This is a genomic window from Pseudoalteromonas aliena, from assembly GCF_038155085.1.
GTDB classification, from domain to species: domain Bacteria; phylum Pseudomonadota; class Gammaproteobacteria; order Enterobacterales; family Alteromonadaceae; genus Pseudoalteromonas; species Pseudoalteromonas aliena_A.
Genome location: NZ_JBAKAU010000006.1, coordinates 22691 through 44662, shown reverse-complemented (window position 1 = coordinate 44662; position 21972 = coordinate 22691). Strand labels below are relative to the sequence as shown.

General features: G+C 37.9%; 25 protein-coding genes. 7 read left to right on the top strand and 18 right to left on the bottom strand.

Going from position 1 to position 21972, the window contains the following annotated elements:
• Positions 1–3: 3 nt before the first annotated feature.
• Entirely contained in the window at positions 4–1629 is a 1626-nt protein-coding gene (gene panP, locus V6260_RS07825) for a pyridoxal-dependent aspartate 1-decarboxylase PanP (protein ID WP_341593548.1), read from the bottom strand.
• Positions 1630–1880: 251 nt separating this feature from the next.
• On the opposite strand from panP, the gene V6260_RS07820 reads away from it, so the two are divergent.
• Positions 1881–3761, top strand: a complete 1881-nt coding sequence (locus V6260_RS07820; protein ID WP_341593547.1) for a GGDEF domain-containing protein — start codon at positions 1881–1883, stop codon at positions 3759–3761.
• Positions 3762–3771: 10 nt separating this feature from the next.
• Here V6260_RS07820 and trmB read toward each other — a convergent pair whose 3' ends face one another.
• The 5 genes from trmB to mpl are packed head-to-tail and all read right to left on the bottom strand — an operon-like array spanning position 3772 to position 8114.
• Positions 3772–4440 carry an SAM-dependent methyltransferase gene (trmB, locus tag V6260_RS07815; RefSeq protein ID WP_341593546.1) on the bottom strand — a complete coding sequence of 223 codons (669 nt, stop codon included), beginning with the start codon at positions 4438–4440 and terminating at the stop codon, positions 3772–3774.
• Positions 4440–5207 (bottom strand): ABC transporter permease, encoded by a 768-nt coding sequence (locus tag V6260_RS07810; protein ID WP_341593545.1) that lies wholly within the window; start codon positions 5205–5207, stop codon positions 4440–4442. Before V6260_RS07810 ends, trmB begins: the two co-directional genes overlap by 1 nt.
• Positions 5208–6137: an ABC transporter ATP-binding protein gene (locus tag V6260_RS07805; protein ID WP_341593544.1), complete on the bottom strand. Its 930-nt coding sequence runs from the start codon at positions 6135–6137 to the stop codon at positions 5208–5210.
• Entirely contained in the window at positions 6137–6757 is a 621-nt protein-coding gene (locus V6260_RS07800) for a flavin prenyltransferase UbiX (RefSeq protein WP_341593543.1), read from the bottom strand. The genes V6260_RS07805 and V6260_RS07800 overlap by 1 nt, the downstream gene beginning before the upstream one ends.
• A 1-nt stretch (position 6758) precedes the next feature.
• Complete coding sequence (gene mpl, locus V6260_RS07795) at positions 6759–8114, bottom strand: UDP-N-acetylmuramate:L-alanyl-gamma-D-glutamyl-meso-diaminopimelate ligase (RefSeq protein ID WP_341593542.1); 1356 nt, start codon at positions 8112–8114, stop codon at positions 6759–6761.
• Between the two features lie 251 nt (positions 8115–8365).
• On the opposite strand from mpl, the gene V6260_RS07790 reads away from it, so the two are divergent.
• A complete protein-coding gene (locus V6260_RS07790; RefSeq protein ID WP_341593541.1) occupies positions 8366–9154 on the top strand; it encodes a hypothetical protein in 789 nt (262 codons plus the stop codon).
• A 295-nt stretch (positions 9155–9449) separates the two neighbouring features.
• Here the strand turns inward: V6260_RS07790 and V6260_RS07785 are convergent, their stop codons facing one another.
• The 3 genes from V6260_RS07785 to folB are packed head-to-tail and all read right to left on the bottom strand — an operon-like array spanning position 9450 to position 11095.
• Positions 9450–10250, bottom strand: a complete 801-nt coding sequence (locus tag V6260_RS07785; protein WP_341593540.1) for an undecaprenyl-diphosphate phosphatase — start codon at positions 10248–10250, stop codon at positions 9450–9452.
• Complete coding sequence (gene folK / locus V6260_RS07780; protein WP_341593539.1) at positions 10247–10735, bottom strand: 2-amino-4-hydroxy-6-hydroxymethyldihydropteridine diphosphokinase; 489 nt, start codon at positions 10733–10735, stop codon at positions 10247–10249. Before folK ends, V6260_RS07785 begins: the two co-directional genes overlap by 4 nt.
• Positions 10736–11095, bottom strand: coding sequence for a dihydroneopterin aldolase (gene folB / locus V6260_RS07775; RefSeq protein WP_341593538.1), 360 nt, complete (start codon positions 11093–11095; stop codon positions 10736–10738). It lies immediately after the preceding gene.
• 230 nt (positions 11096–11325) lie between these two features.
• On the opposite strand from folB, the gene plsY reads away from it, so the two are divergent.
• Positions 11326–11937, top strand: coding sequence for a glycerol-3-phosphate 1-O-acyltransferase PlsY (plsY, locus tag V6260_RS07770; protein ID WP_341593537.1), 612 nt, complete (start codon positions 11326–11328; stop codon positions 11935–11937).
• Positions 11938–11948: 11 nt separating this feature from the next.
• On the opposite strand, the gene tsaD is transcribed toward plsY, so the two are convergent.
• Genes tsaD through V6260_RS07755 form a run of 3 tightly spaced genes read right to left on the bottom strand, consistent with a single transcriptional unit; the run spans position 11949 to position 13939 of the window.
• Positions 11949–12962 (bottom strand): tRNA (adenosine(37)-N6)-threonylcarbamoyltransferase complex transferase subunit TsaD, encoded by a 1014-nt coding sequence (gene tsaD, locus V6260_RS07765; protein WP_341593536.1) that lies wholly within the window; start codon positions 12960–12962, stop codon positions 11949–11951.
• A gap of 40 nt (positions 12963–13002) precedes the next feature.
• A complete protein-coding gene (locus tag V6260_RS07760) occupies positions 13003–13593 on the bottom strand; it encodes a YjaG family protein (RefSeq protein ID WP_341593535.1) in 591 nt (196 codons plus the stop codon).
• Positions 13586–13939, bottom strand: coding sequence for a DUF2007 domain-containing protein (locus tag V6260_RS07755; protein WP_341593534.1), 354 nt, complete (start codon positions 13937–13939; stop codon positions 13586–13588). The genes V6260_RS07760 and V6260_RS07755 overlap by 8 nt, the downstream gene beginning before the upstream one ends.
• Positions 13940–14016: 77 nt before the next feature.
• Here V6260_RS07755 and V6260_RS07750 point away from each other — a divergent pair, with 77 nt between their 5' ends.
• From V6260_RS07750 to V6260_RS07740, 3 genes are all read left to right on the top strand, one after another.
• Positions 14017–14439, top strand: coding sequence for a DUF2721 domain-containing protein (locus tag V6260_RS07750; protein WP_341593533.1), 423 nt, complete (start codon positions 14017–14019; stop codon positions 14437–14439).
• A 378-nt stretch (positions 14440–14817) separates the two neighbouring features.
• Positions 14818–15702 carry a LysR substrate-binding domain-containing protein gene (locus V6260_RS07745; protein ID WP_341593532.1) on the top strand — a complete coding sequence of 295 codons (885 nt, stop codon included), beginning with the start codon at positions 14818–14820 and terminating at the stop codon, positions 15700–15702.
• A 91-nt stretch (positions 15703–15793) separates the two neighbouring features.
• Positions 15794–16414, top strand: a complete 621-nt coding sequence (locus V6260_RS07740) for a 2OG-Fe(II) oxygenase (RefSeq protein ID WP_341593531.1) — start codon at positions 15794–15796, stop codon at positions 16412–16414.
• A gap of 26 nt (positions 16415–16440) precedes the next feature.
• Here V6260_RS07740 and ubiA read toward each other — a convergent pair whose 3' ends face one another.
• Entirely contained in the window at positions 16441–17319 is an 879-nt protein-coding gene (gene ubiA, locus V6260_RS07735; protein WP_341593530.1) for a 4-hydroxybenzoate octaprenyltransferase, read from the bottom strand.
• A complete protein-coding gene (locus V6260_RS07730; RefSeq protein ID WP_341593529.1) occupies positions 17316–17855 on the bottom strand; it encodes a chorismate--pyruvate lyase family protein in 540 nt (179 codons plus the stop codon). Before V6260_RS07730 ends, ubiA begins: the two co-directional genes overlap by 4 nt.
• A gap of 154 nt (positions 17856–18009) precedes the next feature.
• On the opposite strand from V6260_RS07730, the gene V6260_RS07725 reads away from it, so the two are divergent.
• The gene (locus tag V6260_RS07725; RefSeq protein WP_341593528.1) at positions 18010–18408 is read left to right on the top strand and encodes a flagellar basal body-associated protein FliL; all 399 of its coding nucleotides are present in this window, start codon (positions 18010–18012) and stop codon (positions 18406–18408) included.
• A 3-nt stretch (positions 18409–18411) separates the two neighbouring features.
• On the opposite strand, the gene glpG is transcribed toward V6260_RS07725, so the two are convergent.
• The 4 genes from glpG to V6260_RS07705 all read right to left on the bottom strand — a co-directional run bounded on the left by glpG (position 18412) and on the right by V6260_RS07705 (position 21882).
• A complete protein-coding gene (gene glpG / locus V6260_RS07720; protein WP_341593527.1) occupies positions 18412–19230 on the bottom strand; it encodes a rhomboid family intramembrane serine protease GlpG in 819 nt (272 codons plus the stop codon).
• Complete coding sequence (gene glpE / locus V6260_RS07715; RefSeq protein WP_341593526.1) at positions 19227–19544, bottom strand: thiosulfate sulfurtransferase GlpE; 318 nt, start codon at positions 19542–19544, stop codon at positions 19227–19229. Before glpE ends, glpG begins: the two co-directional genes overlap by 4 nt.
• Positions 19545–19612: 68 nt before the next feature.
• Positions 19613–20638, bottom strand: coding sequence for an L-threonine 3-dehydrogenase (gene tdh, locus V6260_RS07710; protein WP_341593525.1), 1026 nt, complete (start codon positions 20636–20638; stop codon positions 19613–19615).
• 50 nt (positions 20639–20688) lie between these two features.
• A complete protein-coding gene (locus V6260_RS07705) occupies positions 20689–21882 on the bottom strand; it encodes a glycine C-acetyltransferase (protein WP_341593524.1) in 1194 nt (397 codons plus the stop codon).
• Positions 21883–21972 lie beyond the last annotated feature (90 nt).

The window sequence follows — 21972 nt, the reverse complement described above, 5'->3', positions numbered from 1 at the left end:
AGATTACATATACTTTCTTAAATATTTTTTGAATACAGGATCTGTTGCAGCCAACTCTTTTTGCTCAGCTAATATCTCTTTTAAAATAGCGCCTGAGGTAAGCGGGTTAGCAAGTACCACTCTAAATACAACAGTTGGTTGATTATCGTATTGGTTTGGCGTTAAGCGCGTGCGTGATACAAATGAGCGACCTGACTCGCGTTGACGCTTTTGCATACTGGCAGTAAAACGGTTCAGTGAAGCAAAAATGTCTAACCGAGTTGCTGCATCAGCATCAGCTATAGCTTGTTTTATTTTCTTGGGTACATAACGATACGTTAATAAGCACAACTCAGGCTCAGAAATAAGCTCAAAGTCTTCATCAGCTTTAATTAAATCAGCAAAATAATGTGCTTTTTTGATGCTTCGATCAATCAGCATTTCGTAGCCTTTACGACCAATAACACGTAAGCAAGCGTGCACTAACATTGCCATCCCTGGTCGGCTGCCTTCAAGCGTATGGCTACCTAAGTCTTTTGAACCTTTACGTAATATGTACTCAGCGTGATGCTCTATAGCATCAGTTGCAGCGGGGTCTTTAAATAAAACCAAGCCCGCTCCCATTGGTACATACATTTGTTTATGTGCATCAATAGTAATTGAATCTGCTCGCTCAATTCCTTTGAGTAAAGAACGATGCGTGTTCGATAAAAGCGTTGCTCCTCCCCATGCAGCATCTACATGAAAATGACAGTTAATATCTTGTGCTAAGTCGGCCATTTCATCAAGTGGGTCAATATTACCGGTTTCAGTTGTTCCCGCGACCCCAATAATTGCCATTACTTTAATACCTTGCGCTTCAAGCTCACGTGCTTTTTCGCGCATTGCTTTTACATCGACTTTATTATTTTCGCAGGTCCTAATACCAATTAAGTTATCGCGACCAATGCCCAGTAAATCAACCGATTTACCTAATGAATAGTGTCCGCGTTCTGATATTAATACAGCTAAACCTTTATAGCCGTAATGTAACATACCAGCAACAATACCTTGAGCGCCTATTCCCCTAAAATCGCCATCGGGTTTTAATAAACAATTTCGTGCAATCCAAAGCGCTGTAATATTAGCAATAGTACCACCAGAGCAAAATGCGCCTAATGAGGTTTTAGCACTGTGCATCCATTTAGAATAAAACGAGTCTTCTTGCCCATAAGCTAGATGGTGCATCATCCCAAGTACTTGACGTTCAAGAGGTGTAAATGCTTTAGACGTTTCTATTTTTACTAGGTTTTGATTTAGCCCTACCATCAGTTTTGACAGCGGTAATAAAAAATGCGGCAAGGCTGAGGTCATGTGACCAATAAAACTAGGCGCAGCTGTATGCACAGAATGCGCAACAAGTTGCTCCATTATGTCTTGGGCATAAGCAGATACAAATGTTGGATCTTCAGGGATCACTGCCGATTGAAAATCTTTTTCTATTTCATGTAATGGTTTTTCAATTGCTGCTATATTTTCGTTTAAAAAACCTGCTAAATTACTCGAAATTTCAAGCTCGATTTTGCTTAAAGTTGAGTCTGGCGCTTCAGGTACAGTAAATATACGCTTAAGGCTTTCTTTAGAGGCGACGGCAAAACGCTTTTGATCCATCTTTATACCTAGTGTGTGTAGCTAGAACACCTGTTTATCTATCTAATAATGCCAAATTCAGACAACAGTGCTTCTTTAAAAATTGCGCTAACTTTACTGCAATATAAGCAAAATGTCTCGCTTAAACCTCTAAAAGCATTCAAACCGATGACAAAAAAATGATAATTTAGTTAAAACTCTACTAAACCTAATTACTTATTGGGCATTTGTTTATTTTGGGTATAATAAATTCAAAACAAAAAGGGACCCATATGCCAGAAGGAAGAGTCAAAATTAGTTGGATAATAGCAGGCTTTAGTCTGTTTTTAATCAGCCTACTTACCTACGTTTACTATACTTACCAAACTACGCGCACTGAGATAATGCAGTCGGTTGACAATCGCTTACTTAATGCCGCCACCAGCGTTAAGCATATCTTAGGCGAGGAATATTTAACGTCCGTTAACCAAGGAAATAACATAAGCTTTTCGGATTATCACAGCAAAAGTAAACAACTATCTGAGTTTGCTCAAGCACTTGATATTGCCTATGTGTATTCAATGATTTTAAAAGACGGTAAAGTTCTTTTTAGTTCATCAAGCTATACACAAGACGACCAGAATAATGGCAAAGTAACTCAGTTTATGGATTTATACCCAGAAGCAACTGACACAAACATCAGTGCTTTTTACTCTACAGAGCCAGTCTTTGAAATATCAAGTGATCAGTGGGGGGACTTTAAAAGTATTTTTATCCCTTACGTCGATCCAATTAACGGCAAAACCTATTTAACAGGCGCTGACATAACCATTTATAACCTAAACAAACAGCTAAAAGAAAGTGTATCAAAAGCAGCTGCAATGGCTAGTTTCTTCTTTTTTATAGCAATACTTGTTGCCGCTATTTATATCTATTTGTTAAAACGCTCTATAACCACCGATTCAAGTACAGGTTTTGCAAATCATATTGCACTAGAATACTTTATCAAAAAAAGTAATGCTCACCACATGCAACTAGCGGTAATTTGGATTAACGAAATTGAAGATATAAATAGTTTCTATGGTACTGAGGTGGGCGATAAAGTAATGAAAAATTTACTTATACATTTTAAAAAACGTACCTCTTCCCATTGTCATATATATCGTTTAGCGACGAATAAATTAGTATTACTCGCCCCTAAGGAAATTCCATCCGATGAGTTTAACAGCCTAATTGAAACTTATAACCTTAATACCCCGCTACTAACTGACCCATTTATTTATATTACGCTATGCGCAGGTATTGCAAGTGGCAATAAACACCTACTACTAGAAAACGCACATATTGCAGCTCTACAAGCAAAACAAGGTCGCCATACTGTCGTTAATTACTCAAAAGCGCTACATGATGTGAAGGCACAATATCAATATAACGTAGAGATGGCTAAAGAAGTCCGTGAAGCATTTGATAACAACCGTATAGTTCCTTATTTTCAAGCTATTTTTGATACCATTACCAATAAGGTTATTCAATATGAGTGTTTACCCCGCCTAGTGACCGCACAAGGCGAGATACTAAAACCCGAAGCATTTATAAATGTAGTGAAGCGTTCAAGAATGGATGGTTTATTAACACGTACCATATTTTCCCAGTGCATTAGCCGTTTCAGAAAGACAGATATTTGCTGGAGCTTAAATATAACAGCCCAAGATATACTTGATCCAAGTTTGAGTGAATTTATTGCGGACGAACTTAAGCGCTACCCGCACCCGGGTAATATCACATTAGAGCTTTTAGAAACCCAAGCTATTGCCAACTTTTCTGAAGTAAAAGCATTTATTGGAATGGTTAAAACGAAAGGCGTTAAGGTTATTATTGATGACTTTGGTAGTGGTTATTCAAATATATCAAACGTACTTAAGCTTGAAGTAGATGGTATTAAATTAGATCCCGCACTAATAAAGCAAATAGTGAATGACAAAGATATCTACTTGTTTATTGAGCATATAGCCAGCTTTGCTAATCAACTTGGTTTACAGTTAATGGCGGAATCGGTAGAAAATACAACTATAGTAACTGCACTTAAAAAGGCGAATGTGACACTAATGCAAGGTAATTATTTTGCCTACCCAGTGCCACATGTTAATACGGTTACAGAAGAATTCGCACTTTAACTTACTTTAGCTAAGGTAAGTTAATAACGAATCGGTGGCTTTGCTGGCCACTGGCCCAGTATTTACGCTCAAAAGGCGTAATTGCATCGTCAGACTCATAAAGTGTTACATCGCAAGGATTGCCTGTTAATTCAAGCGCCCGAGCAAACTCCTTAACGTAAATATCCCAATTACTGCGCACTTCTAATTGCCCACCTAACTTAACGATAAACGGAAAAATAGCCGCGCCATGCCAGCGCCTACGAATATGCTTAGACTTAGGCCACGGGTTTGGATACAACAGATAATGGTGCGTAGGTTGCCAATTAGCAGCAACCGCTAAACGCCAAAAGTCATTTAAGTCTGCTTGCACTAAGATGTACTGACCACTGTCGGTTTGCTTATATTCAACATCGTGCTTATCTAATCGGTGCGACGATTTATCAATACCAATTATAAGTGCATCAGGGTGGCGCTTAGCTAAGTTAGCTGAGCTTTCACCCACGCCACAACACGAGTCTAAAATAAGCGGGCCATTAAAGGCTTGTACTTTAGCATTAACCTCGTCAAATGCAGCTTGAGTGTGCGCTGCAATTGGTTTTTTAAATTCAGCATCTAAGTGCTTATTTACTATTTCATCAAGTTTTTCGTGAATACCCGCTTGATTGGATACAATACTACGTGAATTTGCATCACTCATTAGTGTCTTAGCCCCACACCTTTTTTAATTAAAGTTAGCGCTAAAGTAAATAACACCGTAATAAACACCAAAATAACACCTAACGCTACACTTAAATCAACATCCGACACGCCTAAAAAGCCATAACGGAACGCGTTAACCATATAAATTATAGGATTGATTTGTGATACATTTTGCCAAAACTCAGGCAGCAACGTAATTGAATAAAATACACCACCTAAGTAAGTTAATGGCGTTAAAATGAAGGTGGGTATAATGCTTATATCGTCAAAGCTATTTGCGTAAATTGCATTAATTAAACCACCTAAAGCAAACACAGCTGAGGTTAAAATAACCGTCGCCATAATTACAAAAATATTGTGAATTTGAATATCAACAAATAATAACGACACACAGGTAACTATAAAACCCACCATAATACCGCGCGTCATACCGCCACCCATATAACCTAGAACAATGATGTAGTTAGGTACAGGTGCAACTAAAAGCTCTTCAATGCTTTTTTGAAACTTTGTTGAGTAAAAACTGGAGGCTACGTTGGAATAAGAGTTAGTAATAACCGACATCATTATAAGGCCGGGTACAATAAACTCCATATAACTAAAGCCGCCCATTTCGCCAATGCGTGAACCAATTAAATTACCAAAAATAACAAAATATAAGCTCATTGTAATTGCCGGTGGTACTAAGGTTTGCACCCAAATACGTAAAAAACGAATGCACTCTTTAATCCACAAACTCTTTAAGGCTACGCCATATTTAAACATTTATTCGCCCCGCCCTTGCTCTAATAATCCTACAAATAACTCTTCTAATCTGTTAGCTTTATTTCGCATACTCAACACAGTATTACCTTGAGTTGTTAACGCACTAAATACCGCGTTTAAACCCTGTGATTTAGCTACTTCGACTTCAATAGTATGATCGTCCGTCATGGTAAATTTATAGCCGTCTAGCGTGACAGGATTTGCTGGCATTTTTAAATCTAAAATAAAGGTTTCTTTATCAAGTTTTGCAAGCAGTGCTTTAATAGTGGTGTTTTCAACAATTCGACCAGAATCAATAATAGCGATGTTTTTACACAGTAACTCTGCTTCTTCAAGATAATGCGTGGTTAAAATGATGGTAACGCCTTGCTCATTTATTTGACGTAAAAAATCCCACATCGAACGACGAAGTTCTATGTCTACACCCGCCGTTGGTTCATCAAGTATAAGTAATTTTGGTTCGTGCATAAGGGCACGCGCAATCATTAATCGGCGTTTCATACCGCCTGAAAGCGTACGTGCTTGTTTGTCTTTTTTCTCTAGTAAACCAAGCTGCGCTAAGTACTTATCAGCACGTTTATGGGCTTCGCTACGTGGCACACCATAATAACCAGCTTGGTTAACAAGTATTTGTCCTAATGTTTCAAACTGGCTAAAGTTAAACTCTTGCGGCACTAGGCCTAAATGCGCTTTTGCAGCTTCTAAATCAGTATCAATATCACAACCGAATACTTCTACTTTGCCTTTTGTTTTATTAACAAGTGACGAAATAACACCAATAGTGGTTGATTTACCGGCTCCGTTTGGACCAAGCAAAGCGAAAAAATCACCTTCATGAACTTGTAAATCAACGCCCTTAACAGCCTCAACACCATTTTTATAGACCTTGGTAAGGCCTTCTATATTTAAAGCAATATTTTGCTTATCCATTACTTACCCTCACCATAACCCCAACGTTTTGTTAGGTTATGTTCAATATTTAAATGATCTAAAACTCTCGCCACCATAAAATCCACTAAGTCTTCAATACTTTGTGGTTTATGATAAAAACCTGGGGCTGCTGGCATAATTGTCACCCCTAAACGAGATAACTTAAGCATGTTTTCTAAATGAATTTCGTTAAACGGGGTTTCACGCGGCACTAAAATTAACTGTCCGCGTTCTTTAATTACAACATCAGCGGCGCGCTCTAGCAGATTATCTGACGCCCCTACTGCAATTGCAGAAACCGACCCAGCGCTACATGGGCATACCACCATTTTTTTAGGTGCAGCAGAGCCCGAAGCCACAGGGCTAAACCAGTTATCTTTACCGTATACTTTTAGCTGCTCAGGTTTAGCATTAAGCAGCGTACTTAACTGCTCAGTGGCTTTATCTTCATTACCAGAGAGCTTAATATTTGATTCTGTATCAAGCACCACTCGTGCTGCACTTGAGATAAGTACGTAAACTTGAAATTGCTGCTCAAGCAATACTTCAAGTAACCTTAAACCATAAGGCGCACCTGATGCACCGCTAAAAGCGAGCGTAATTCTATCTTTAAATTGCACACTATTCTCCGCTGTATTTATCAGCTAAACCATCAACAAGATGTTGATGAAGGTCATTAAAACCGCCATTGCTCATAATTAAAATATGTTGATTTGGCTCAATATTTTCAAGCACCGTATCAATGATTGTTTGTGTACTGCTAAAGCATTGCATGCCCGCTTTATCTGCTTGCTCTTTTAGCGACCAATTTAGATTCTCTGGTTCAAAAAGCAGTACGTCGTCAGCATCACGCAGTGAATCTAATAATGTATATTGATGCACACCCATTTTCATCGTGTTTGAGCGCGGCTCCAAAATAGCGATAATTTTTTCATCGCCTACTTTTTCGCGCAGTCCTGCAAGCGTAGTTTTAATTGCTGTTGGGTGATGCGCAAAATCGTCATACACCTTAATATTATTTATATCAGCCTTTAGCTCCATACGCCTTTTAGGGCTAATAAATTCTCTTAAGGCATCAATACTATGATCAACAGCTATACCCACATGGCGCGCTGCTGCGATAGTCATAATTGCATTTTTAACGTTATGCACACCAATTGCTTGCCAACGGACAGTACCCTGCTTTTCGTTATTTAAAAGCACATTAAACTCACTTCCATCGGCTTTTATTAACTCATAGCTCCAATCATCGCCTAGAGTTTCGCTTTCGCTCCAAAGCCCCTGTGCTATTACATCATTAAGCGCTACATCTTGCTTTGGCCAAATTACCTTGCCACTTTGAGGTAATGTACGCATTAAGTGATGAAATTGTTTTTTTATCGCGTTTAAATCTTCAAAAATATCAGCGTGATCGAATTCAAGATTATTTAAGATAAGTGTACGCGGGAGGTAATGCACAAACTTACTGCGCTTATCAAAAAAAGCAGTGTCGTATTCATCGGCTTCAATAACAAAAAATGGCGTTTCACCTACTTTGGCCGATACACCAAAATTTTGCACAACACCGCCAATTAAAAAACCTGGCTTTAAACCCGCATATTCTAAAACCCATGCCAGCATACTCGCCGTGGTCGTTTTTCCATGAGTACCCGCTACAGCAAGTACCCATGAGTTTTGTAATAAATTATGCTTAAGCCACTCAGGGCCTGAAGTATAAGGCAGACCTTTATCAAGTACATATTCTACACATGGGTTACCACGGCTCATTGCATTACCAATGACTACCATATCTGGCCTTGGCTCTAATTGAGATACGTCGTAGCCTTGAGTCAGTTCAATGCCAAGCTCTTCAAGTTGCGTACTCATTGGTGGGTAAACGTTTTGATCAGAACCCGTTACTTTATGACCCAATGATTTAGCAATGGCAGCAATACCGCCCATGAACGTGCCACAAATGCCCAAAATATGTATATGCATATATTTTCCTTAAATCGTATGCTCACTTTACAGCTATGCAAAGTTTAATGGCGCTATAATGCCAAAATTCGTGCTTAGTTACTATGTACGTCTGCACAATTCACTCGTGCCAAAAATACGTTAATTAATTTTTTAAACACTAAAAACTTTAAAATAGGCACGTTCACTTAACCTGTATTGCTTTTAATCAATTATTATCAATGTTATAAACCAGCTTGCTGTATAACTTTAAAACTTAAAAAGGACTTAATATGAAAAAACTATTCTTTATAGCCTGTATTTTACTTAGTCAAAAAAGCTTTGCTTTGGAATTTGCTAAGTACCCAATAGAACTTAGTTCAGGCGAAGGCGTTAGTGTTGTTATTGCCCCAACAACAGATAAAAAACAAGCCTTAGTAAAAGTAACAGGTATAAACCATGATATTGATGGTATTGTATTTTTAACCGATTTAAAGCCTCACGGTAGTAATAATGCTTACAAGTATACTTACGATGGTACACAAAGAAGCTTAGTAAGTGTTGATGATGGCTATCGCTGCTGCAATTACACCCTTTATATCCCAGATACTCGTGATGGAACTTACTTATCAAAAAAAGAAGAATCAAACCCTGCCATTGTTGAAGATTTAAAAGCACAATACGATCAACAGTTAAATAAAGGTACTCAAGCTAAACTAGCAGAATTTAACCGTAACAAACATTTGGGGTATCAACAAAAAAATATAGCAGCCGCTAATAGCGAAATAAGTAAACAATGCGGATTAAAAATAAATACCAGTGTAAATTGGGAAAGCATTGATGATGAAAACTTAAAGAAATATGCCGTAGGTTCATTTTGTGCACAAGTTGCAAACGAAATGGCTTACATGTGCGAAAAAGATCAAAGCTTTAAAAGTGACATTGCACAATTTAATGCTATTGAATGTAAATTTACTAATGAGCTTAAATTACGTAAAAATGGTAATACTTTGATATTTAAAACAGCGCCAAAAGCAGCTAACCAACGTCAGTTTATAGAATCTTATTTGTTAAATTTATAAGCTGGATTTGAAACTCAAAAAGCACTTTAAGGTGCTTTTTTAATTTGTGTATACCAATTGCATTTAATACCAACCTGCATAAATCTTTGATCAATTTAACGAATTAAATTGCACTATAACGTCGTTAAAAATTTTTTATTTACGACTGCATGGATGCAGAAGGTAGAGCAATGCAGGGAGCAATTGCCGAGAACAACTAGATACAAAAATTTTTGCCTAGTTCTAGCGTAATTTTCTCAACGTTAAATAGACCCAGTATATAAGCAGATTGGTATAATTAGTGATTAACGACTACTTACAACGATAAAAATACAATTAAACCTACACCAAGTAATAAACGATATATTACAAATGGAAGCATCCCCATTCGTTCTATTACTTTTAAAAACATAAATATACATGCATAAGCCGATAAAAATGATAACACTACACCTAGCAATAATGTGCTCCAATTAACTACATGGTCACCCAACGCAAGCTCTGCAGTATAATAAAGTCCCATCATAGAAATAATCGGGATAGCTAGTAAAAACGAAAAACGCGCCGCGCTTTGCTTATTCATTCCAAGCATTAGACCAGCGGTCATTGTAATACCTGAGCGAGAAGTACCAGGGATCATAGCAACAGCTTGTGCAAAACCAATGATAAGTGCCGTTTTCCAATTGAGCTGATGAATAGTTTTCATTTGCTTACCTTTTGCATCGGCGCACCAAAGCAATAAGCCAAATACAATTGTGGTGGTAGCAATTACCCAAGCGCTTCGCAGGTATAACTCAACAAAGTCTTTTAAAAGCAAGCCTAGAATAGCGGCAGGTACAGTGCCTAAAATTATCCACCAGCCTAGCTTACTATCATCAGTTGTACCTTGTGAACCAAAGGATTTAAACCACGCACTGAGTATGTCGACGACCTCTTTGCGAAAATAAATAATAACGGCGATTAAAGTACCAACATGGACTGCAACATCAAATGCGAGCCCTTGATCTTCCCAGCCTAAGATTTGTGATGGGAGAATTAAGTGCGCAGAACTCGATATTGGTAAAAATTCGGTAAACCCTTGAATGAGTGCTAAAATAATTATTTCGATAATACTCATGGGTTAGAAAACTCCACCTTCCATAGCTTTTGTTGAGGGTTATTATATTCATTCCATAACTGCGCAATCGTTTGTTTGGCTACAGGATGATAAAAATCTGGGGCAATCTCGCTGAGAGGTTGCAATACAAATGCATTTTTAGTTATTTCATCACGTGGTAATTGTGCTGGAGAACCGCAAATTACATCATCATAAAATAGTAAATCTAAATCGAGCGTTCTTGGGCTAAATTTTTTATCGTTCGCTGTGCGTCCATTATCACGCTCTATTTTTTTTAATAAAGCACATACATCAACAAGCGACATATCAGTTGTAGTGCCAACAACTGAATTATAAAAATTATTGCCAGCAAACCCAACAGCTTCACTTTCAAAAACAGACGAGTGCACAATGTGTTCAAAGTGCTGCTTAAGTGCAATTAATGCACATTGTATATAATGCGCTTTATTTATATTTGACCCTAGGCTGATATAAATTTGAGCCATTTAGCCAGCTACCTTAACACGTGTAATTTCAACACCCACAGTTTGTGCTTGCGCTACTGCTGCTGGTTTACTTACTCTGATAGTAACTTGTGGAGTATTGAATTCAGTTAAAATAATATTTGCCAATTGCTCAACTAAAGTTTCTAGCAACTCTACAGGTTTTAATGTGCAGTGCTCAATAACTCGCTCACTTACTTTTGAGTAATCGAGTGCTAAATTAATATCGTCATTTGCGGCTGCAGGCTTAATATCGCTAAGCATTTCAATATCAAAATAAAGGCTCTGTTTACTTTCTTTTTCAAAGTCGTACACTCCAATAATAGTGTCGACGTGCAATTGAGATATAAAAACCTTATCCATTGATACTCCAAATAAAAACAAACGGCTAAGCAACTATACACAGCATCAATAAAATTAATACTGACTATGGTTTAACCAGTGTTTAAATATGTGAAAATAACTTCTACAATAGCAAAATAAACAAACTAGCTACTAAATAGCCTGTTAATAATTTTCACAATAAATTTTGCTGCCAATAATAGCTTAAAAGTACTATCAATTGGTATAGCGATTAAAAAATAAGGAAGCGTGTGTTAGCCACTTTAATGTTTGTTTTAGCTTATTTACTTGGGTCGATTTCGTCGGCTATTTTAGTGTCGCGGTTGTTCAAACTCCCTGACCCTCGTAATAGTGGTTCTAACAACCCAGGGGCTACAAATGTTTATAGATTAGGCGGAGCATTTCCGGCTTGCTTGGTTTTAGTGTTTGATATTTTAAAAGGCACTATTCCAGTATGGGGCGCTTATTTTTTAGAAGTTGAACCTTTAGAGCTTGGTTTAGTCGCTGTAGCAGCTTGCTTAGGCCATATGTACCCACTGTTTTTTAGCTTCAAAGGCGGTAAAGCTGTAGCAACTGCATTTGGCTCATTACTACCTATTGGCCTATCATTGGCTGGTTTACTTGTTTGTACATGGCTGGTTATAGTCGCAATAACACGCTATTCATCACTTGCGGCGCTTGTGGCAGTCTCTTTAGCGCCCTTATATACATGGCTGATAAAACCACTTTATACACTTCCTGTTGCTTTTATTACGCTGTTAATTATATTTCGTCACCGTACTAATGTTATTAGACTATTTAGTGGAGACGAACCAAAAGTGGGCGCTAAAAAAGCACCCACTGATGAAAACAAAAATCTTTAAAATATGAGCAGTTAAATCGGCTCAAGACTATCTAATGGCCAGCGAGGTTTTGTTTTCATATCAAGACTTGCAAACTGACCTGCTTTTAAACGTTGCATTCCTGCATAAGCAATCATTGCACCGTTGTCGGTACAAAATTCAGTACGCGGATAAAAAACTTCGCCTTTCATACCTTTCATTACTCGTTCTAGCTGTAAGCGTAATTGCGTATTAGCACTTACGCCACCGGCGATTACTAAACGCTTAATACCTGTTTGTTTAAGCGCTCGCTTGCACTTAATAACAAGTGTATCAATAACCGCTGTTTGAAATGCATGCGCTATATCTGCTTTAGTTTGATCGTCGTCGTCATTTTCACGAATGGTAATTGAGGCCGCGGTTTTTAAACCACTAAAGCTAAAATCAAGACCTGGTTTATCGGTCATCGGGCGAGGAAAAATAAACCGCTTCGCAACGCCTTGTTCTGCCATTTTAGCTAAGCGCGGGCCACCTGGATAGTCAAGACCAAGTAACTTAGCTGTTTTATCAAAGGCTTCGCCTGCCGCGTCATCTACTGACTCTCCTAGTACTTCGTATTGACCAATACCCGCAACTTTAACCATCATGGTATGGCCGCCCGATACAAGTAATGCAATAAACGGAAACTCAGGGATGTTTTCTTCAAGCATCGGAGCAAGTAAATGCCCTTCCATGTGATGTACTGCTACGGCAGGTATATCCCAACCGTATGCTAATGAACGACCAATAGAAGTACCTACCAATAATGCACCAACCAAACCTGGGCCTGCGGTATAAGCAATGCCATCTAAATCTTCGGGGCCACAACCTGCTTGTGCAAATGCTGCGTCTATAAGTGGTAGCGTTTTACGAACATGATCGCGCGATGCAAGTTCCGGCACTACACCGCCATAATCAGCATGTACTTTTACTTGGCTGTATAATTGATGAGCTAACAAACCTTTTTCGTCATCATATATTGCAATGCCCGTTTCATCGCATGATGATTCAATGCCTAAAATTCGCACTGTACTTCTCCTGCCTTTAAAATTTTCACTTCGCTGTTTTTTATAACGTAAGACCAATATTTGTTTGGCCATCTTCAAGGGCAAACTTTTTAAGTGCTTTTACACTATCTGAGGTGATACGCCCCATATTTTCTACAAAATCGATTAGCTCACCTAATACTTCAATTTCGTATTGCATTAATGGATGCTCCCTAACAGCTTTGTTATCTGCAACTTCACCTTCAACAGTTATTTGATATTCGATAAAGCGAGCCACTGTTGCTTGAGATATTTTACTGACACTAATGAACTCTTGCTCATCTTGCGCCATTAAACCGTGCATTAGACTAAGTAAAGACGTTGCAGCATCAATAGCAGGGTAAGTACCAAACATATCAAAATCAGCAAGTTCAGGAACATTCGGCTCTATTTTTTCAACTTGCTTTTCGAGATCTATTTTACTTTTAGGCAGTAATATTTTTTCCCAACAAACATTAAGCGAATTACGTAATAAGGTTTCGTCACCAAACCCCGTTGCTTCGCTAAATAAACCGTAATTTGGCAGCATTCGCTCTATTAAAGCACTTGCTAAAACAGCTTTTTGTAAATAGTTAAGCTCTCTAATACGCTGAAAATTATTTGCTTTAGTCATTCTTTAACGTCTCACACGACCAACAAAAATCAAATGTTGATCCATTATGCTCATTACAGTTAGGGCATACCCAATCTGGAGCGGATTGTTTTACTTGTTGATAGTTTACCAATATTTGCCGCGCATGGCGCTCTTTTATCGCATAAACCTGCACACTAACTTGCGCCTGATCATATGGAATTTCTCCAAGCGCCCCTTGGAGCATCTCGCCTTTAATTTTACACTCTATTGCGGCAGTTTGTATTAAACCTTTTATGATATTCGCTTCCAAGGTATTTTCAGCTTTATAAATTGTAACCCATTGAAAAGAGCTATCTGTTGAACTGTTATTATTAATATTTTGCAATATTCACCTCATTTATTTTGTGTTAACAATATCCTACGCTAAATTACTATGGCGCGTTGCACTTTTAAGGAATAAACATGACACTAACAACTCCTGGCTTACTTTTTCCCGCCATATCGCTGCTATTACTCGCCTATACAAACCGGTTTTTAGTTTTAGCGCAATTAATTAGGGAGCTAAATGCGCGTGAAGGTGAATCTATTCGGCCTGTTGTAGTGGCTCAAATCACTAATTTAAGAAAGCGAATTAATTTAATTAGAACGATGCAAGTATATGGTGTAGCGTCTTTTTTACTTTGCACACTCTCAATGTTTGCCTTATTTATTGAGTTTAATACCACGGGTATTATTTTATTTGGTATCAGCTTAACTTGTTTAAGCTTGTCGCTATTAACATCTTTATTCGAAATACATATTTCCTGTGATGCAATCGAAATTGAGTTACAAAGCATAGAAAACAAACCATTGAGTAGTAGAATTAATCGTAACTTTGTCAAATGATACTCGTGCACTTCAAATATTCTACCAATTGCCATAATAACTATTTATGAACGCCCCATTTTAGGGCGAACTTTTTTACTAATTAGAATATTAAAATCAAATTTTTAAAACTAACTAACTGACTACAAATAACTTTGAAAAAACATCAGCTGTATAAATGTAAACAAAGAATAATAAACAATGAGTCCTCAATTTAAAAAGCAATACTATTTGGTCGCTTTTCTCTTTAATTAATACTAAAAGGGGAGTATCCTGCCCAAATAATGCATGAACTTGTAAACGTATTTTCAGTATTAAATTTCACTAATTTTTAGAATGAAAATTAGTAAAATTTATGTTCGCGGTACCTGCGACTTACTTATAAAAAGGGACTATAAAGTGAGATTTGAACAATTAGAGCAATTTGTTGCACTTGGTATATTACGTCATTTTAGACAAGCTGCTGAACAAACCCAAATTAGTACTTCAGCGCTAACGCGCAGCATTCAAACACTTGAAGATGAAATGGGATATGAGTTAGTAAAACGCTCAACACGCTCTGTTAAATTAACGCCAGAAGGCGAGCTTTTTCTAGAATATGCTAAAACGGCCCTATCTGAACTTGAGCTAACGAAAAAGCGAATTTTTCAATCAGTAAACGGTAATGCCAATGAAAAACTCGTTATTGGGTATACCAATAAGGCAAGCAGCATAGTTCCTATTTCTTGTGGACAGTTTTTAGCTCAATACCCTCATATAAAAATTGAGATGCAGCTACAAGATCAGCAAGAGCTAACACGCAAACTCCAACAGGGTGAAATAGACATTAGCGTATACTCTCAAGCTATTAATAGTATTGGCAGTGACATTCACTTACCTGATCAGCTTGTATTATTTGTTTCAAAAAACCACCCTCTTGCACATAAAAACGATATAAGTAAACAGAACCTTGATAGCTATCCGATGTTTGGCTGTTTCTCTGAGTCTAAACAAGTGCAAACTATGATTAATGAAGCAATTGATTCTTTAAATAAATCATCAAGTATTAAGGTGGGCAGTATTGAGCAAGTAATGGCAGGTGTAGTTAAATCAGATCATTTTGCTATTGCAAGCATTGAACATGCTAATGCAATCGCAGAGAATTCTGAATTAGTACAACTTAAAACAAATAAAGATTTAAACCACGAACAACTCGTTGTACAAACAAGCCAACAAACGTCTATTACTGAGCATGTAGAGCATTTATTATCGCTTATAAAAAAAGCGGGTGCTACATTTAGCTAATCTGATATTTCAAAAAGTGCGGCGCAATAAACAGTAGCTTTTAACGGCTTTTCGGCTACACTGTCGCACCTTTTTTAAACAACTGATGTGAATGAACACACTTTTTGGACCTGGTGTCTATTTAGATGATATAGAACGCCAAGGATATACCGTAATTCATAACGCGCTTATTGCCGATTTAGTTAACGATTTAGTTGCAGACTGTCACCGTATAAACCCTCACTTTAGCCTTGCCGCTATTGGTCGATTAAATGACTTACAAATAGATAAAACTGTACGTACTGATAAAACCTATTGGTTTGACGGCAGTTCTCAAGCACAGCTTACCTATCAAGCAATAATGCAAAGTATAAAGACCACGTTAAATCGCAGTTTTTTTATGGGATTATTTGATTACGAATGCCATTATGCAAAATATACACAGGGGGACTTTTACAAAAAGCACTTAGATGCATTTAAAGGTCGCTCTAATCGAGTATTTACAACGGTGCTTTATTTAAATACGCCTAAGCAAGGTGGCGAACTTATTATTTATAAACCTAAAAGTAAAGAGGTAGAAATCACAATTAAACCAACTGCTGGCACATTAGTAATGTTTGAAAGCGAACGTTTTACCCACGAAGTACTTCCCGCCGTTGACGAGCGCTATTCTATTGCAGGGTGGTTTAGAAAAAACGCCTCTATTAGCGGTATTATTGATCCGCCCCGATAGCCCTAAATAGAGAACTTTAACAGGCTTTAAAATGCTATTGGGTATGAGAACAATAACCCTATAAAGATAGCCAACCCCACGTAATGATTATTTAAAAACGCTTTAAAACAGGCATCTCTTTCACGTTTATGAATAAGCGCTTGTTGATATGCCAATAAACCCGCAGCAATGCTTAAACCAACGCCAAACGCGACACTTAAATGATTGCTTATACCAATAAAAGCAACCAACGCTATAAATACGGCATTAAGTAAAAAGATAATATGGCGGTCGTATTTACCGAATAAAATAGCGGTTGATTTTACCCCTATTTTTAAATCGTCGTCTCTATCAACCATCGCATACATAGTGTCGTAAGCCACCGTCCAGCAAATATTGGCTATAAATAATAACCACGCTTGCTGTGGTAGTACATTAATTGAAGCCATATACGCCATAGGTATAGCCCAACCAAATGCAGCCCCTAAAACAACTTGAGGTAATTGTGTATAGCGCTTCATGAAAGGGTAACAAAAGGCTAAAACCAAAGCCCCAAAAGAAAGCAAAATAGTATTAACGCTAAGCATTAATACTAAAATGAGCGCAATAACTATGAGCAGTAAAAATAGACTAAGCGCTTCACCACTACTAACCAGCCCTGATGCTAGCGGCCGTTGAGCTGTGCGTTTTACCGAGCCGTCTATTTTTCTATCTGCAAAATCATTAATTACACACCCAGCACTACGCATAACAACAACGCCCAGCGTAAATATAACAAAGTTTAGTAAGCTCGGCATCCCACTATTAGCAAGCCACAAAGCCCAGTATGTTGGCCAAAGTAATAACAAGGTACCAATGGGCTTATCTATACGCATTAACTGTATATAATAAGGAATATGTTTTGGTTTTAAAGCGGCTAACTTCATGAGTATAAATATGCTCCAGGTAAAAAGACTTCACACACTAAAAATTTATATTCTTTGAGTGAGAATACGCTTCTACGCCCTAGTAATTTTTTCTCGGGTAAGTTCAATTTTGTAACTAATTGCTGAATAAGGTGCGTGTCATCAAAATAAGCAATTTCTATATCCGCTCGTTTGAGTGCTGGGTCTTGAAAAATCACATCACCTAAAGGACGCTCGCCCATATTGTGCAAAGGATTAATCGAATCATTTTTAGGAAGCCAGCTTTGTGCGTAGACCATAGGTTTGTTATCGCACAATAAGAGTACTTCTCGATTAATAGCGGTTTTAGCTGTGCTATTTAGTAGTAAATTTTGTTCTGGACTTAAAGTAAATAACTGCTCACTTAATACCTTTACATTAAAATTTTTTGAGTTGCTTTTTAATTTAGCCGTTAATGAATTCTGTTCAAAAAGCCACTCTTGCTCTAGAGGAGATAAGTCACTTATATAAGAAGTAGACTGCCAATTAGCAGATATAGACAGAGGATAAGTAATCACAATAGCTCAACAAAATAAAAAACAACGAGATGATACCATTGCCAAAGCTTTTGAAAAAGTGATGTTTTATAACCATAAATAATTGCTTGGCGCTGTTTATTACCTACTATTAAGTATAAACTATTTGTAACAAGTTTTAAGAAACGCTCTAAATATGAAAAAAATAGTATACGCAGGTCTTTTTACGTTCTTTGTAAGCGTTATTAATTTTACAGCTCGTGCTGAATCCACAGTTGGTTATTTTGGTTTTGAGCCAGATATAATTACCAATTACATTGGCTATTCCAATAGAAAAATGGGGTATGTTCGTGTCACTGTTGATTTAATGCTTGATAAAACAACCGATATAGTAATTGTTGAGCACCATACCCCACTACTTCGTGCTGCACTTGTTGAAATATTGTCAAAAGAGCCTGAAGAAAAAATAAAATCACTGACTGGTCGTGAAGAAATACGTGCAAAGTGCGCCGAAAAACTAAAAAGTCTGCTAAAAGAAGAAACAGGACAAGAGATCATCCGTGAAGTATTGTTCACTAAATATTTATATCATTAATATTTAACGTTTTGCGTTAAATATTTTGGCGGTATAGGCAAAAGCCATACCGCTAACTAACCCACCTAAGTGCGCCCAATTAGCCATACCTACAAACAATACATCAGCAAACCCAAGCACTAACCAAATCAACATAAAGCCAACAATAGCCGTACTTACAAGTGCTGGCTTATTAGGATTTAAAAAGCTATGGATCCAGCAAAAACCAAGTAGCCCATACACAACACCACTCAAGCCGCCAAAATTGGGGCCAACCATTAAGTATTGTGCCCAATTACTTATAAGTGCAGCCACTAAAAACAAGCCTATTAAGCTTAGTTTTCCGCATTGCTTTTCGATATTGTCACCAAGCGATATCCACCAAATTAAATTAAACACAATATGCATCGCACTAAAGTGAACGAGTGCGGGGGTTAACCAGCTAAGTGGTTGTGTTGGATTAAATTGCAGAGCTGTATAAATCTCATCAAATCCACCCAATAGAAAAGCAATATAAATAACAATACTCAATATGCTAACCGTTTGATTAAGCCAGCTAAGCGCTTTAAATCGCGTCATTAAATTAAGTGATTGCCCTTGATATTTAAGCGGCGATTGTGTGCTACCTACATCCCATGAAGCTTGTTGGTAGCGTTCATGGTTAGGGTTTTGTGTAAATTCAGCCCATAACGGTTGTATTTGATGAAAATGCTCAGGCGCAACACTAATAATGACATTGCTGCCATCTGAAGAGCTTAATTGCCCTTGTAAACCTTGGCTTTTTAAATAATCTATAAAGCCCTGTGCGGCGCGCGGGTTATTTAAACTGCCAAGCTCTATCATCGCTCTACTTTCTCGCTGTAAGCAGCTTCCCAAGCTGTAAAGCCGCCATCCATACTGTAAACGTCTTCAAAACCTTGCTCAACTAAGTAGTTAGCTGCACCTTGAGAGCTCATACCGTGGTAGCAGACAATAATAATTGGCTGATCAAATTCTTTTTCCATCATAAATTGTGCGATATTACCGTTAGAAAGTACTTCTGAGCCTGGAATGCGACCGGCTTGATACGAGTTAGGATCGCGAATATCTGCAATTACCACGTCTTCTTTATCTAAAAGCTCTAACGTTTGCGCTATAGAAATATGTTTAAATGCCATTGAAGTCTCTTTAATTAATAGTATAAAAAAGGCGGCTAGCGCCGCCCTTCTTGTAATTTAGTGAGGAACTAATCCCAGTTTAAAATCACTTTACCTGACTGACCTGAAACCATCATATCAAAGCCAGCTTGGAAGTCATCTACAGAATACTGATGTGTAATGATTGGATTTAAATCAAGACCTGATTGAATCAGGCTTGCCATTTTGTACCACGTTTCGAACATTTCGCGACCGTAAATACCTTTAATTACTAAGCCTTTGAAAATAACTTGGTTCCAGTCAACTGCCATATCAGATGGTGGAATACCTAGCATGGCAATTTTACCGCCGTGATTCATGTTATTAAGCATTGAATTAAAAGCGCTTGGCACACCTGACATTTCAAGACCAATATCAAAACCTTCTGTCATACCTAGCTCTTTCATTACATCTTCAAGCTTATCGCTTGCAACGTTTACAGCGCGTGAAGCACCCATTTTACGTGCTAAATCTAGACGATATTCGTTTACGTCGGTAATTACAACGTGGCGAGCACCAACATGTTTCGCAACAGCTGCCGCCATAATACCAATTGGGCCAGCACCAGTTATTAGTACATCTTCGCCAACTAAGTCAAACGATAGTGCGGTATGAACTGCGTTACCAAATGGGTCAAAAATAGAAGCCAGTTCGTCAGAAATATTATCAGGAATTTTAAATGCGTTAAATGCAGGAATAACTAAATATTCGGCAAATGCACCTTCACGGTTTACACCTACACCCGTTGTATTACGGCATAAATGTACACGCCCTGCACGACAATTTCGACAGTGACCACACGTAATATGCCCTTCGCCAGATACGCGGTCGCCAACCTGAAAGCCACGAACTTCTTGTCCCATATCAACGACTTCACCAACATATTCGTGACCAACAACCATAGGAGTAGGAATCGTTTTACTTGCCCATTCATCCCACTTGTATATATGTACGTCAGTACCGCAAATAGCTGTTTTGCGAATTTTAATCAGTAAGTCGTTATGACCCACTTCTGGCTTTGGTGCATCTGTCATCCAAATGCCAGGTTCTGCTTTTAATTTAGATAATGCTTTCATAATCCACACTCAACTAAAAAACCGAAGCGAGGCTTCGGTTTAAAATAAAATTAAATAACGCCCATTTCTTTACCAATACGGGTAAATGCATCAATAGCAATATCAAGTTGCTCAATGCTATGCGCCGCTGAAATTTGTGTACGAATACGAGCTTGCCCTTTTGGTACTACAGGGAATGAAAAACCAGTAACGTAAATACCTTCAGCAAGTAGCTTATCAGCCATTAACGAGGCTACTTTTGCATCTCCTAGCATTACGGGGATGATGGCATGATCTTTACCTGCACACGTAAAACCAGCAGCTTCCATTTGCTCACGGAAATATTTTGCATTTGACCAAAGTTTAGCGCGAAGCTCGCCGCCATTTTCTAGCATTTCAAGTACTTTAATTGATGCCGTCACAATTGAAGGTGCTAATGAATTTGAGAACAAATATGGGCGTGAGCGTTGGCGTAACCATTCAACAATTTCTTTTTTACCCGATGTATAACCACCTGATGCGCCGCCTAGTGCTTTGCCTAATGTACCGGTGATAATATCTACACGGTCTAATACATTACAGTACTCTGGTGTACCTTTACCGTTTTCACCAACAAAGCCGACTGCATGAGAGTCATCAACCATAACAAGTGCATCGTATTTATCGGCTAAGTCGCACACAGCTTCTAAATTACAAATAACGCCGTCCATAGAAAACACGCCATCGGTCGCTATTAACTTTGTTTTAGCACCAGCTTCATCTGCTGCAATAAGTTGCTTTTCAAGATCAGCCATGTCGTTATTTGCATAACGAAAACGCTTAGCTTTACACAAACGTACACCATCAATAATTGATGCATGGTTTAGAGAATCAGAAATAATAGCGTCTTCTGCGCCTAAAATAGTTTCAAACAAACCGGTATTTGCATCAAAACACGAAGAATATAAAATGGTGTCTTGCGTTTCTAAAAACTCACTGATTTTTTTCTCTAACGTTTTATGAATATCTTGCGTGCCACAAATAAAACGAACAGACGCAACACCAAAACCATGATTATTTAAACCGTTTTGCGCAGCTTCAATTAGCTCTGGGCTATTAGCTAAACCTAAATAGTTATTAGCACAAAAGTTGATTACTTTACCTGACGCAACTTCGATTTGAGCTTGCTGCTGAGATTTAATAATACGTTCGCTTTTATACAAACCTTCGGTTTTTACGTCTTCAATTTGCTGTTGTAGCTGGCTAAAAAAAGCAGATGCTCTCATCTAGGTTCTCCATTTATTTGAACGGGTAAACAACCACATTTAAGCGACTGTTTATTATGAGGGGTATTGTAAAAGTTTAATGGGGAAAAT

Coding starts and splice junctions, on each gene's coding strand:
- ubiA (WP_341593530.1), bottom strand. CDS start 17,319: ATGAAGTTAGCCGCTTTAAAACCAAAACATATTCCTTATTATATACAG.
- V6260_RS07805 (WP_341593544.1), bottom strand. CDS start 6,137: ATGGATAAGCAAAATATTGCTTTAAATATAGAAGGCCTTACCAAGGTC.
- glpG (WP_341593527.1), bottom strand. CDS start 19,230: ATGATAGAGCTTGGCAGTTTAAATAACCCGCGCGCCGCACAGGGCTTT.
- V6260_RS07810 (WP_341593545.1), bottom strand. CDS start 5,207: ATGTTTAAATATGGCGTAGCCTTAAAGAGTTTGTGGATTAAAGAGTGC.
- V6260_RS07725 (WP_341593528.1), top strand. CDS start 18,010: ATGAAAAAAATAGTATACGCAGGTCTTTTTACGTTCTTTGTAAGCGTT.
- V6260_RS07705 (WP_341593524.1), bottom strand. CDS start 21,882: ATGAGAGCATCTGCTTTTTTTAGCCAGCTACAACAGCAAATTGAAGAC.
- V6260_RS07785 (WP_341593540.1), bottom strand. CDS start 10,250: ATGAGTATTATCGAAATAATTATTTTAGCACTCATTCAAGGGTTTACC.
- folK (WP_341593539.1), bottom strand. CDS start 10,735: ATGGCTCAAATTTATATCAGCCTAGGGTCAAATATAAATAAAGCGCAT.
- trmB (WP_341593546.1), bottom strand. CDS start 4,440: ATGAGTGATGCAAATTCACGTAGTATTGTATCCAATCAAGCGGGTATT.
- panP (WP_341593548.1), bottom strand. CDS start 1,629: ATGGATCAAAAGCGTTTTGCCGTCGCCTCTAAAGAAAGCCTTAAGCGT.
- V6260_RS07760 (WP_341593535.1), bottom strand. CDS start 13,593: ATGACTAAAGCAAATAATTTTCAGCGTATTAGAGAGCTTAACTATTTA.
- V6260_RS07750 (WP_341593533.1), top strand. CDS start 14,017: ATGACACTAACAACTCCTGGCTTACTTTTTCCCGCCATATCGCTGCTA.
- V6260_RS07790 (WP_341593541.1), top strand. CDS start 8,366: ATGAAAAAACTATTCTTTATAGCCTGTATTTTACTTAGTCAAAAAAGC.
- tdh (WP_341593525.1), bottom strand. CDS start 20,638: ATGAAAGCATTATCTAAATTAAAAGCAGAACCTGGCATTTGGATGACA.
- folB (WP_341593538.1), bottom strand. CDS start 11,095: ATGGATAAGGTTTTTATATCTCAATTGCACGTCGACACTATTATTGGA.
- V6260_RS07740 (WP_341593531.1), top strand. CDS start 15,794: ATGAACACACTTTTTGGACCTGGTGTCTATTTAGATGATATAGAACGC.
- V6260_RS07820 (WP_341593547.1), top strand. CDS start 1,881: ATGCCAGAAGGAAGAGTCAAAATTAGTTGGATAATAGCAGGCTTTAGT.
- mpl (WP_341593542.1), bottom strand. CDS start 8,114: ATGCATATACATATTTTGGGCATTTGTGGCACGTTCATGGGCGGTATT.
- glpE (WP_341593526.1), bottom strand. CDS start 19,544: ATGGCATTTAAACATATTTCTATAGCGCAAACGTTAGAGCTTTTAGAT.